Origin of the sequence: Sphingomonas sp. (assembly GCF_029239295.1) — a bacterium.
In the GTDB taxonomy this organism is placed as follows: Bacteria; Pseudomonadota; Alphaproteobacteria; order Sphingomonadales; family Sphingomonadaceae; genus Sphingomonas.
The window spans coordinates 1-12,562 of record NZ_JAQZBC010000002.1; the positions used below are offsets into that span (position 1 = coordinate 1).

General features: G+C 66.2%; 8 protein-coding genes and 1 tRNA gene. 3 read left to right on the plus strand and 6 right to left on the minus strand.

From position 1 onward, the window contains the following. Window positions 1-319 precede the first annotated feature (319 nt). Window positions 320-1,351, minus strand: a complete 1,032-nt coding sequence (locus K0S66_RS01645) for a LacI family DNA-binding transcriptional regulator (protein ID WP_301073355.1) — start codon at window positions 1,349-1,351, stop codon at window positions 320-322. A gap of 299 nt (window positions 1,352-1,650) precedes the next feature. Here K0S66_RS01645 and K0S66_RS01650 point away from each other — a divergent pair, with 299 nt between their 5' ends. Together K0S66_RS01650 and K0S66_RS01655 are read left to right on the plus strand one after the other, a co-directional pair. Beyond that, window positions 1,651-4,173 carry an exo 1,3/1,4-beta-D-glucan glucohydrolase gene (locus K0S66_RS01650; RefSeq protein WP_301073356.1) on the plus strand — a complete coding sequence of 841 codons (2,523 nt, stop codon included), beginning with the start codon at window positions 1,651-1,653 and terminating at the stop codon, window positions 4,171-4,173. Window positions 4,174-4,202: 29 nt separating this feature from the next. Continuing rightward, window positions 4,203-6,842, plus strand: coding sequence for a TonB-dependent receptor (locus K0S66_RS01655; RefSeq protein WP_301073357.1), 2,640 nt, complete (start codon window positions 4,203-4,205; stop codon window positions 6,840-6,842). Between the two features lie 129 nt (window positions 6,843-6,971). Here K0S66_RS01655 and K0S66_RS01660 read toward each other — a convergent pair whose 3' ends face one another. The 5 genes from K0S66_RS01660 to K0S66_RS01680 all read right to left on the minus strand — a co-directional run bounded on the left by K0S66_RS01660 (window position 6,972) and on the right by K0S66_RS01680 (window position 12,031). Continuing rightward, window positions 6,972-8,081 carry an ABC transporter permease gene (locus K0S66_RS01660; protein WP_301073358.1) on the minus strand — a complete coding sequence of 370 codons (1,110 nt, stop codon included), beginning with the start codon at window positions 8,079-8,081 and terminating at the stop codon, window positions 6,972-6,974. After that, window positions 8,078-9,205, minus strand: a complete 1,128-nt coding sequence (locus tag K0S66_RS01665; protein WP_301073359.1) for an ABC transporter permease — start codon at window positions 9,203-9,205, stop codon at window positions 8,078-8,080. Before K0S66_RS01665 ends, K0S66_RS01660 begins: the two co-directional genes overlap by 4 nt. Continuing rightward, window positions 9,202-10,230, minus strand: a complete 1,029-nt coding sequence (locus K0S66_RS01670; protein WP_301073360.1) for an efflux RND transporter periplasmic adaptor subunit — start codon at window positions 10,228-10,230, stop codon at window positions 9,202-9,204. The genes K0S66_RS01665 and K0S66_RS01670 overlap by 4 nt, the downstream gene beginning before the upstream one ends. Next, window positions 10,227-11,645, minus strand: coding sequence for a TolC family protein (locus tag K0S66_RS01675; protein ID WP_301073361.1), 1,419 nt, complete (start codon window positions 11,643-11,645; stop codon window positions 10,227-10,229). The genes K0S66_RS01670 and K0S66_RS01675 overlap by 4 nt, the downstream gene beginning before the upstream one ends. A 296-nt stretch (window positions 11,646-11,941) precedes the next feature. Continuing rightward, window positions 11,942-12,031, minus strand: a tRNA-Ser gene (locus K0S66_RS01680). Between the two features lie 158 nt (window positions 12,032-12,189). Here K0S66_RS01680 and hspQ point away from each other — a divergent pair. Then, entirely contained in the window at window positions 12,190-12,561 is a 372-nt protein-coding gene (gene hspQ, locus K0S66_RS01685) for a heat shock protein HspQ (RefSeq protein ID WP_301073784.1), read from the plus strand. The last annotated feature ends 1 nt before the right edge of the window (window position 12,562 follow it).

The window sequence follows — 12,562 nt, forward strand, 5'->3', positions numbered from 1 at the left end:
TCAGCTAACCCCCTTTTACCGGGGCGGCCATGGCGCCTTGTTTTCGCTAACCACTCCAGCAACCCGTCCGGGCCACCGCTGCGGTGACACCCATCTAGGAGGACCCAACCTACCCGTCAAACACTTTTTACAACTTTCCTACACTCACCCTCAAAAACAACGGTTTTCCGCCGGTTTTGGTCCGTCTCCGTCGCGAGTTGCGGGATTTCGCCTCGGTCGAATCGTCTTGGGCCCCGGGGCGAATCTGGGCTGGCTTTGGCGAAGGCCGGCCTGGTGCTGGAGAAAAACGGCCTCGAACCATCGCGGGACGGCCGTACGGTCAGAGTGGCGTCGTTCGTCCGGTAGATCCACGCACGAGCAGCTGATGCTCCAGCCTGACCGCCTGCTTGATCGGACGCTTTTCTATGACGGCGAGCAATGCATCGGTGGCGGCGTGCGCCATGTCATAGGTCGGCTGATGGATCGTGGTGAGCTGCGGCCATGTGACCCGTGAGATCAGACTGTCGTCAAACCCGGCGACCGATACATGGCCGGGCACGTCGAGCCCCGCCTCCTTTGCGGCAACCACCACGCCCGCCGCCATGTCGTCGTTCGCAGCAAAGACGGCCGTCGGGCGCTGACGATCGGCAAAGATCCGGCGCCCGGCGGCAAGCCCGGATTCGAAGGTATAATTCCCCTGCTCGATCAACCGCTCTTCGACGGTCGCCCCCGCCGCGGCCATCGCCGCGCGGAAGCTTTCCAGCCGCTGGGTATTGGATGGGTGCGCGGGATCCCCCTGCACGAAGGCGATCCGCCGGTGACCGAGCGACAGAAGATGGTCGGTCATTTCCCGCGCCGCGGCCCGATCGTCGATCCCCACGGTCGGAGAGGCATCGAGCGCGGTGGTCGGCGCGATCCGGACAAAGGGTATCCGCGCCTCGACCAGTTCGTTCACCGTATGGGGATCGTCGCCCAGCGGGGGCGCCAGCACGATCCCCTCCACCCCCGAGGTCCGCGCCAGTTGCAACAGCTTGCCTGAGACAACGCGCGCACTCTCGCATGGGAAGAGCAGCAGGCGGTACCGTTCGTCGTGTAGCCGATCCAGCGCCCCCGTCTGCAAGTCCACGACATAGTTGGGACTGGGGTTCTCGTAGAAGAGGCCGATCAGGAACGACCGGCCCCGAACCAGGCTGCGCGCCGCCATGTTGGGATGGTAATCGAGCGCGGCTGCCGCATCGAGGACGCGTTTACGCGTTTCAGGCCGGACAAACGGCTCATCGTTGAAGACGCGTGACACCGTCTTGATCGAAGTGCCGGATCGCTCCGCCACGTCGGTGATGGTCGCCCGTCCCTGCCCCCTGCCGTCAGCCATCGGATCCCTGAAACCCCATCCCCGGCCGAGGCCGTCAGTGATTATGTCTTGGCGCGCCGGCCGTATGCCGTGTCGTGCCGCCATCCGTCAGTGCCCGTGTCGCCGCGATCATGTCACGCGGGGCACCGTACCCCTTGTGCCGCCCCAGACAAGGCATCCGCACCTGGCGGGATCGCCAGCACCGACTTCAAAATTGACAACGTTGCCAAACAGCTGTTTAGACAACGCTGTCAAGACGCCGTCCCGCAGACGCCGGCAGCACGGCGTCCGGGCATCGTGGTTTTGCTGAGGGGATGGACGTGCTGAAAGTGCTGGATCGCGTGGGCTATATCGCGTTGGCGGTTGCCATGGTCGGTGCCACTGCGCACGCCCAAACCGCTCAGCCTCAGGCCGCGTCCGCAACGCCGGCAAGCACCACCGCCAATCCCGCCAGCTGGGCGACCCCTGCCCTGCCCGCGACGCGCGATGCCAAGGTCGAGAAGGTCGTCGAGGATCTGCTGCGCCGCATGTCGCTGGAGCAAAAGGTCGGCCAGGTCGTGCAGGCCGATATCGCCAGCGTCACGCCGGAAGACGTCTATCGCTACCATCTGGGTTCGGTGCTGAATGGCGGCAATTCCAAGCCGGGCGACGGGCACCACGTGACCGCGCCGGCCTGGATCGCCGCCGCCGATGCTTTCTATGAAGCGTCGATGCGGCCGAGCGGCAAGCTGCCGCGCATTCCGGTGATCTGGGGCTCGGACGCGGTTCACGGCCACAATAATGTCGTGGGCGCGACGCTGTTTCCGCACAACATCGGGCTGGGCGCGACGCGCAATCCCGAGCTGATGCGGCAGATCGGCGAAGTAACGGCCACGGAAATGCGTGTCACCGGCCTCGACTGGACGTTTGCGCCGACGCTGGCCGTGGTGCGCGACGATCGCTGGGGGCGCACCTATGAAGGGTTCGGCGAGGATCCCGAAATCGCCACCGCCTATGCGCGCCCGCTGATCGAGGGATTGCAGGGCAAGGTTGGCGACCCCGACTGGCTGCGGGGCGGGCACATCATCGCCACCGCCAAACACTTCCTCGGCGATGGCGGCACCGCCGGCGGCAAGGACCAGGGCGACGCGCGTACCGACGAGGCGACGCTGCGCCGCCTGTTCGCCGCACCATATATCCCCGCGATCGAGGCAGGTGTGCAGTCGATCATGGTCAGCTTTTCCAGCTGGAACGGCGCCAAGATGCACGGCAACCGATCGCTGCTGCGCGGCGTGATCAAGGATCGCTGGGGCTTCGACGGTTTCCTGGTCGGCGACTGGAACGGCCATGGCCAGGTCGATGGCTGCAAGCCCGACAATTGCTACCAGACGTTCACCGCCGGGCTCGACATGGCGATGGCGCCCGACAGCTGGAAGGGGCTGTGGCACAATACGCTGGCGCAGGCGAAGGACGGCCGGCTGCCCAAGACCGTCCTCGACGATGCGGTGCGCCGTATCCTGCGGGTGAAGGTACGCGCCGGATTGATGGAGGCGGGCAAGCCTTCCACCCGCCCGCTCGCCGGCAAGTATGACCTCCTCGGCAGTGCCGAACATCGCGCCGTGGCGCGCGAGGCAGTGCGCCAGTCGCTGGTCCTGCTGAAGAACGCCGGCAGCGTCCTGCCGCTGAAGCCGGGCGCGCGCATCCTGCTGGCCGGCGACGGCGCGGACAACATGACCAAGCAGACCGGCGGCTGGACGCTGACCTGGCAGGGCACCGGCACTAACCGCGCCGACTTCCCCAACGCGCAGACCATTGCCGAAGGCGTGCGCGAAGTGGCCAAGGGCGTCGGCGCGACCGTCGACCTCGCGGCGGACGGCAAGTTCACACAGAAGCCCGATGTTGCCGTGGTGGTGTTCGGCGAGGATCCCTATGCCGAATTCCAGGGCGATCGCGCCGACGTCGGCTTTGACGATGCGCAGGACAATCTGGCGCTGCTGAAGCGGTTGAAGGCGGCCGGCATTCCGACCGTATCGGTGTTCCTGTCGGGTCGTCCGCTATGGGTGAACCCGTACCTCAACGCCTCCGACGCCTTTGTCGCGGCGTGGCTGCCGGGCAGCGAGGGCGGCGGCGTGGCAGACGTACTGTTCGGCAAGGCCGATTTCCGCGGCAAGCTGCCGTACAGCTGGCCGCGCACGTCAGATCAGACTGCGGTCAACGTTGGCGACACCGACTATAATCCGCTGTTCCCTTATGGCTTTGGCCTGACGCTGAAGGACCGCGGCGACCTGGCGCCGCTGCCCGAACAGCGCGCGACGCTGGCCAGCGGCGACCGCACGATCCTGTTCGATGCCGGGCGGCCAGGCGCCGGCCGGCGGCTGTTGATCGGCGCGCCGGGCGAGTTGTCCCCCAATCCGGGGCCCGACCTCATCACCGCACGCGGCGCCGACCGCCGCGCGCAGGAAGACAGCGTCCGCCTGACCTGGACCGGTCGCGGCAAGGCCGTGGCAGCGTTCGTCGACAGCGCGCCGGTGGATCTGATGCGCGAGACCAATGGTGCGCTCGCCGTCCAGATCGATCTCAAGGTGGATGGCGCGCCCAGCCGCACGGTGACCGCGGGCGTCGCATGCGGTGCGACCTGCACCGGCGACGTGCCGATCACGGACGCGCTGCGTGCCGCGAAACCCGGCGCGTGGACCACCATCACCGTTCCGCTTTCCTGCTTCGCCAAGGCCGGTGCCGACATGCGCCAGGTCACGGCACCGCTTTCTCTGACCACGGACGGCACGCTCGACCTGACGATTTCTCGCGCGCGGCTCGTGCAGGCGAACGGCGCGGGCACCGCATGCCCGAACAACAACCAATAATAAAAAACAAAACGTCTCAGGGAGTTACCATGACAAAGAACAAGTATTTGCCATTGGCTGCGCTTCTTCTGTCCGGCACCGCAATGCCGGCCGTCGCGCAGGTGATCGAAACCCCGCAGCAGGACCAGTCGACCAGTCCGACCTCGCCGCTGGCAATCGAGCAGGGCAGCGACGACATCGTCGTTACCGCCAACCGTCGCGAACAGAATCTGCAGGACGTGTCTGGCGTGGTGCAGGCGCTCAGTGCCGATGACCTGCGCAAGAGCGGTATTACCGACGTCCGCAACCTGGGCGTGGCCGTGCCGGGGCTCAACATTGCCAACCAGGAAGGCAATATCGAGATCTTCATTCGCGGCGTCGGCTCGTCGAACAACACCGAGCTGGGCGATCCGGGCGCCGCACCGCACCTCAACGGCTCCTATATCCCGCGTCCGCGCGGCCTGGGCCTGATGTTCTACGATCTGGAACGGGTCGAAGTGAACAAGGGGCCGCAGGGCACGCTTTATGGCCGCAACGCGCTGGCCGGCACGCTCAACATCATCACTGCCAAGCCGCAGTTCGACCGCGTCAGCGGCTATGCCCAGGCCGAATATGGCAATCGCGACAGCTATGCCGCCGAAGGCGCGCTGAACGTCCCGCTGGGCGACAATTTCGCCGCGCGTGTCGCCGGCTATTATGTGAACAAGGACTATGGCTTCAAGAACGCCTCGCCCGATCCGCAGGCGAGCCGCCTGAAGCCGGCCGGCCTTGAGGAAAATTACGCTGGCCGTCTGTCGCTACGCTGGGAGCCGACCGACCGCCTCTCCTTCTCGGTGATCGGCGATTACGGCAAGGAAACCGGCACCGGCTATCCGGGCGCGAACATCTTCGCCGCGGTCCAGGCGACCGGGCTGCGCGCCGAGCAGCTCGACCTGCGCAAGGTCGTCTATCGCGGCCAGCAGGGCGACATGGAGAACGAGCTCTGGGGCGTCCAGGGCAAGATCGGCTATCGCTTCGACACCTTCTCGGTCGAGGCGACCGGCAGCTATCGCTCGGTTGATTTCATGCAGGTCAATGCCAGCAGCGAGAGCATCGCGTGGAACGGCCGCGATTATTCGACGGTGCAGTTCGACAATTTCTCCAACAACTTCTGGCAGACCCGTTCGCAGAGCCAGGTCTATGAACTGCGCGCCAGCGCCGATTCCGATCAGGCGCTGCGCTGGAACCTGGGCGGCTTCTACTTCAAGGAGAAGCAGCAGGTCGGTTACATGGCCGTCGCCGATCGCGGTTACTGCTGCTATTCGGGCACCGAATTCACGATGCCGGACGTCGACGGCGAAAGCTTCGCCTTCTTCGCCGACGGCACCTATGACATTACCGATCGCCTGCGCGTGATCGGCGGCATCCGCTACACCGACGAAAAGAAGTCGCGGTACGGCATCGGCGGCAATTGGGCGCTGACGCTGGGCGGCGCGGACGACGCATGCTGCGTCAGCACGCGTCTGGGCACCGAGGGCTTCAGCCCCGCGCTGCTCGACCGGCCGAACTTCAACGTTTCCGGCCTCACCACGCCGCAGCAATATGCGCAGTTCCTGATCGAGGGGATCAAGACGCCGGGCGCGCGCGACACGCTGATCCAGCAGATCGGCTCGATCGCCAATGGCACCAACCCGAACGGCACCTGCTTCACCCGGCCGGACATCGACAATGGCTTCGTCACCTGCCCGACGGGTACCAACGGTGGGTTCAGCTATGCCAATCTGACTATCCCGGGGCAGCAGCGCGGCTCGGCGAAGTTCAACTTCGTCGATTATCGCGTCGGGCTGGAATATGACGTCACGTCGGACAACATGCTCTACGCCAAGGTGTCGACCGGCCATAAGTCGGGCGGGTTCAACGACACGTTCCAGACATCGCCGATTCCCGAAACGTTCAAGCCGGAAAACCTGACGGTGTTCGAGGCCGGTTCGCGCAACAGCTTCAGCCTCTTCGGCCGCCGTGCGTATCTGAACCTGACCGGCTTCTATTATGACTATCAGGACCAGGTGTTCCAGGACCTGACCTGCATCAACCTTGATCAGACGCAGACCCCGCCGGTCTGCAACGGTTACTCGCTGGTGAACCGCAACATCGGTGCCTCGCGCATCTATGGTCTGGAGGCCGAGGCGCGCTTCAACCTGCCGGGCAACTTCTCGCTCGACACCAATGTCGCGTTCCTGGACACCAAGATCACGCGCGGCACGGTGGCCGACGCGCGCGGGCAGAACAACGAGACGGGCGAATCGCCGCTCATCGACCTGACGGGCAACCGTCTGCCGCTGGCGTCGAAGTTCAACGTCAGCGTGAAGCTGGCACAGTGGTTCAACATCGGGGCCGGCCGCTTCGACTGGCAGGCGCTGCTGAACTATCGTTCGTCCTACTTCCTGTCGCAGTTCAACGAGCGGGACATCGTCTTCCTCGATGGCGAGCGCCAGAACGCGTTGCAGGCGGGCTTCCCGGATCGCCAGGCCGGCTACACCACGCTGAACCTGGGTGTCGGCTACACGCTGGGCAATTACCGGCTTGAGGCTTGGGCGACGAACTTCACCGACCAGCAGGCCTCGACCAAGGCGCTGGTGGGCTCCGCGCTCAACATCCGCTTCCTGAACGACGCGCAGAGCTACGGCGTTCGGGCGCGCGTGAACTTCTGATCCGCCACTGTTCGCAGGCGCTGCCCCCGCAAGGGCGGCGTCTGCGGATACCGATGGTCAGAAGCGCAACCGTTTTTCCCACCTTCCCAAACCTGAAAGGCGTGCTGCTCGTCCCCCGAGCGGCGCGCCTTATTGTTTGGCGGCCGCTGCCCTGTTCAGCCGTCGCACCCGCCACAGAAACGCCGCGGCATAGCAAACGGCCAGCCCGGCCATCACGCAGAACGGCCCCCACGCCTCTGCCAGAGTGGCACCCATTTGATTGAAGCGGATGAAGAGGTGCGTTGCGGGGGTCGCCGGGGACAGCCATGCCGCGGTCGCGAGCCATTGCGGCATCGCGTAGAGCGGCCAGGCGAAGCCCCCCAGGAACAGCAGCGGCAGCGACGTGGGAAGGAGCACCTTCAGCGCATCGTCACCGGTGCGGAACAGGCTGCCGAGCAGCATGCCGAGGCTCGCGACGCCAACGGCGAACAGCGGGATCGCGAGGAGCAGCCCCGGCATGTTGCCGCCGCGCGGCACACCCTGCACCCAATAGACGAAGCCAAAGTAGAAGCCCGACGCCAGCGTCCCGATGATGGCGGCGGCCACCAGCATGCCCAACGCCTCCGCCCGCCGCATCAGCGTCCAGCCGCGTTGGCGGCGATCCGCCACCAACCGCGCCGACGCCGCGAGCAACGTCTGTTGCAGGATGATGTTGGCGACCGCCGGAAAGACATAGTCACGGTAGCCGCCGGTGGTGAAGATCGGCTGCACCAGCACCTCGGGCGCGCGCTGCCGCGCGATTGCCGGCACCGCGTCGGCCAGCTCGTTCACGGTATCGAGCGCCACCTCGGCCAGAGTCTCCCCGATCGCTTCTGCCCGCACGAAATAGGCGCCGTTCAGCCACAGTGCGATGCCGGTCCCGCCGCCGCGGGAGAGGACGCGCTGTTGCAGGTGCGGGGCGAGGTACAAGACGCCGTCCGCCTGGCGCGCGCGGACCAGCTCTCGCGCCTCGCCGAGATTGCCCGTCTCCACCACGACAAAGACGGCCCGGGTATCCGACAGGTGACGCACCAGAGCGCGCGACAGCGGCGAGCGATCCGCATCCACCACCACCAGCGCGATGTCGGTCGCGGTCTGCTGCTGATAGGGCGTGGGGTAATAAAAGGCGTAGAACAGCACGGAGACGATCGCGAGCATCAGCAACTCGCGCGTGCGCAGGATGCGCAGCAGCGTTTGTTCGATCGCGCCGATGAAGCTCATGCCGGGCGTTTCGATCGCAGGACCAGCACCATGCCGATCGTGCCGCCGATCAGCGGATAGAGCAGCAGCGCGATCATCGGCGTCAGATCCGCGCGCGCGGTGACACCGATCAACTGGTCCATCTGCAGCATGATGAAATGGGTGAGCGGCAACACCTTGCTCCAGTCCTGCGCGAACCAGAGCCCGCCGCTAAGCGGCAGCGTCGCGCCGGAATAGGCGAGCGCCGAGCCGGCGACGATGACCGCCCCGGAAAAGGAGGTGCCGACTTCCTTCGTCACCGCGATGAACAGCAGGCCGATTGCTGCGGTCGCGATGAACAACAGCACGAAGCCGACCACGATCAGCGCCACGCTCCCTTCTGGGCGATAGCCGCGCGCCAGCGTCATCCATAGCAGCCAGGCGATGGCCCAGAGGATGCCGGCCACGACATGAACCGCCAGCCGTCCCGACAGCGCGGCCACCGGTGCCCGCGTGTCGCGGACGTACGCGCCGAACGATTTGTCACGCATCAGCAGGCCGAGCGAGCCGATGCACGAAATGGCGATCACCAGATGCAGGATGCTCGGCCCGATCAACATGCCCAGGAACCATTCGAGGCTGAGCGTCGGATTGCCGAGCAGCGTGATCTGGATCGTCGGCAAGGTACGCTGGGCGACCGATGCCCCCGTGACCCCCAGGTTGCGCGGCGCTTGGGATAGCAAGGTCGCCGTGGTGACGAGCCGCAGATAGGTGGAGGCGACCGAGCCGGTCGACAGGAATACCGCCTCGTAGAACACGGTAATCGGCGGGTCGGTCGACGACCGCGTGCCGACGCCTTTCGGGATGACCATATAGGCGACGGCCTGTTCGCGCCGGACCATGGCCAGTGCCTCGGCCCGCTGCGGCGTCTGCGCGACTACTTCCAGATAGGGCGTGGCATCGATGTTGCGCGTGATGGTGCGGGCGAGTGGCCCGCCGTCCTGATCGACGATGACGACCGGCAGATTGGTCAGCGTACCGCCCCACATCATCGCCGCCATCGATCCCAGCATGGCGAGCGGGAACAGCGTCAACAGGAGAAGATCGACCGGTGTGCGGGCGATCCGCGCGGCTTCCTGCCTGAAGGACGCCGCGAAGACGCTCATTGTGGCCAGTCGAACAGGACGCTCATGCCGGGGCGCAGCCCCTTCACGCGCTGCGTCGGCTCCAGCTTCACGGCAAAGGCGTGGACGTCATAGCCCGACGATTGCCGCGTGGCGCGGAAGGTCGCGTAGCTGCCCTGCGGCGCAATGTTGGTGACGCGAAAATCGACCGTCTGGCCGAGCGCGGGGATCGAGCCGCGCAGCACGCGGCCCTGCGTCATGCCCTTGAAATCATCCTCCTGAATGTTGACGGTCACCCATGGGCGATCGATCGCGATCAGCTGGATGGCGGGAAGGATCGGGCTGACGATCTCGCCCGGCTGCACCAGCCGCCGCGACACTTCCCCGTCGATCGGCGAGACGAGCTGCGTCTCGCGCTGCATCGCGGTGGCGGCGGACACCAGCGCCTGCGCCGAGCGGACCTGCGCGGCGGCGACTTCCTTGTTTTCCTTGCGCGTGCCAGCGGCGACCTTCTCATATTGCAGCCTGGCCGCTTCCGCGATCCGCGCGCTCGACACCATCGCCGCGCGCGCCTCATCGCGTCGCTGCGCTGCCACCACGCCCTGCTGGTAGAGGCTGTCGACACGGCGGCTGGTCGTCGCAGCCAGGTTCGCGGTGGCCTTGGCCGCCTCCCAATTCGCCCGCAGCGCCGCGATGTCCTGTTCGCGTGCGCCCTGGTCGGCGATTTCCTGCAAGGCGCGGGCGCTTTCCAGCGCGGCGTCAGCCTGCTGCGCGCCGCTTTCCACCTCCGGGGCATTCAGGATGGCGAGCACTTCGCCGCGCCGCACACGATCTCCTTCGGACACCATGATTCGGCTGAGCCGCGACAGTGCCTTGGTGGCGACGTTGACCTCCTCCGCCTCGACCTCCCCCTGCAACGGCGGGGCAGCGGGGCGGCTGGCGAGCCACAGGCCGATCGCGACGGCAATGGCGACGACGGCGAGGCCGCCCCACAGCAGCCAGCGCGTGCGCCGCGCGGGAGGCGCTTCGTCCGCGCTCGCCGTCTCCGGAGCAGGCCGATCGTTCATCGTGTCGCCAAGATCGGGACCCGGACGTTGGCCGCTGCCAGATAGCCCGGAAAAGAGTCGAGACGCCCCGCCGCGGTCAGCAACGCGGCAAGTGCGAGATCATATTCATACGCCGTGGCCACCCGCTGCGTACGCGTCGCCGCCAGCGCCGCCTCTGCCCCCGTTACCTCCGTCACGGTTCCCTCCCCTTCGCGGAAGCTGATCCGCTGGACGCGCAAATTCTCGGTCGCCGCTGCGAGGCTGCTGTCGAGCGAGACAAAGGATCGGCGCGCGCTTTCCACCAGGTTCCACGCGCGCAACGTTGCCGTACGGCTCGTCTGCCGCGCGCCGCGCGCGGTTTCGTCGGCGGCGGCCTCCTGCTCGCGGGCAGCCGCAACCGCCTGCGACCGCCCGACATTGGAGAGCAGCGTGTAACGCACGCCGACGCCCAGAATCCAATCCGGCTCCACCGGCAAGGCGTTGGAACGATTGAGATTGTATTCGCCGAACGCGAACGCCTGCGGCCGCTGACGCGACCTCGCCAGATCGACGCCAGCGCGCGCCACCGCCTTGGCCGCATCCGCCTCACGCGTTTGCGGCAGGTCGTCTTCGCCGCCCAGGAACTCACTCGATGGAGGCAGCGGCGCTGTCTGTACGAACAAGGACGTCGTGGGCGTCACGCCCTCCACCTCGAGCAGCCCCGCAAGGTCGCTGCGCGCGCTGTCATGCGCCAAAACTGCGCGCTCATATTGCCGTTCGGCAGCGTCGCGGGCGACCTGCGCCTCCAGCCGCCGCGCACGCGGGATGAAGCCCGCCATCTCCAGCTTCACCGCATCGGACAGCAGATCATCGAGCGCCTCGAGCGATTGCCGCGTCGAATCCTCGAGCGAGGCGGCGGCGAGCTGGCCGAAATAGGCGCGGATCAGATTTACTTGCGTCAGATCGCGCGCCGACCGCGCGCGCGCTTCACTCAGCGCGGTCCCCGCCTCCGCGCCCCGCTTGATCGCCGATATGGCCCCCCCGGTGTAGATCGGCAGGATCCCCTGCACCGTCGGGCGGAACACGTCCTGCCGGAAGCGGTAGGACAATTCGCTCGGCAAAGCGGAGAACAGGCCCGGCAGCGCCTGCGAAATCCGGCCTACGACGTCGGCAGCGATTGCCTGGAACTCTGGCGCGACCGAGCCGGGGATCGAATTCAGGAAGCTGTTCGTGCTGTCGAGCGCGTCGCGGCGGGGACCGGTGAGGTCCAGCGACAGCGTCTTTTGATATTCGACATATTGCGCCGAGACGGTGACGATCGGGCGGTTGAGCGTGGACAGCGATTCTTCGGTGAGCCGCGCGGCGTTCTGGGCATGTTTGGCGGCGGCCAGGGCCGGCGCCACCCGGTCCGATCGCTCAAGCGCCGCGCTGAAGCTCATCGCGACCGGCTGGGCCATGGCGGCGGGGGCGCTGCATAGCGTGGCGGCTGTGACCAGGGCGATCCAGCGCCCGTTACCCCGGCGAAAACCGCAATCGTGCCCGCCCGTAAGCGAGGGGACCGGATCGCAGCGGCGGGGGACCCCTCTCCACATCGCGGCAGCGTACGCCGGTTCCCTGGCGAATGCCAACTGAGGGAGAACCGATAGAAGGAAGGATCATGGCGGTGGGGGACCAACCCGATTTCGGGCGTTCCCCCGCGCTGTGTCGGGAGCCCGAACAGGCGAAGGAATGGACGGTCACAAATAAAAGAAAGTGGCGGAGAGGGTGGGATTCGAACCCACGGTACCCGTAAAGGCACAACGGTTTTCGAGACCGTCCCAATCGACCACTCTGGCACCTCTCCGCGAGGGTCCGGCCAACGCAATAAAGCGCGAACCGGCGGTCGAAGGCGGCGCCTCTAACGCGCTTGTTTGCATTGCGCAAGCGGCTGCTTGTGCAGCGCGCAACAACCACTAGATTGGTATCATGCCTTCTGCCCCCAGTTCCTTGTCGACGACGTCCCTGTCGGTCACCTCCGTGTCGGTCACCGATGCGCCGGCACCGCCGACGATTGCGCATGCGCGCTTCTCGATCGGAGACATCGTGCGTCACCGCATGCTCGATTTTCGCGGGGTGGTGTTCGACGTCGATCCGGTCTTCGCGAATACCGAGGAATGGTATCAGTCGATTCCAGAGGGGATCCGGCCGAACAAGGACCAGCCGTTCTACCATCTGCTCGCGGAGAACGCCGAATCGACCTATGTCGCATACGTCAGCCAGCAGAATCTGGTGCATGACGCCAGCGACGAGCCGGTCGATCACCCGGCGATCCCCGGCCTCTTCACGGGGCTGAGCGAGGGTCGCTACCTGTTACGGCGTGAGCACCGCCACTGAA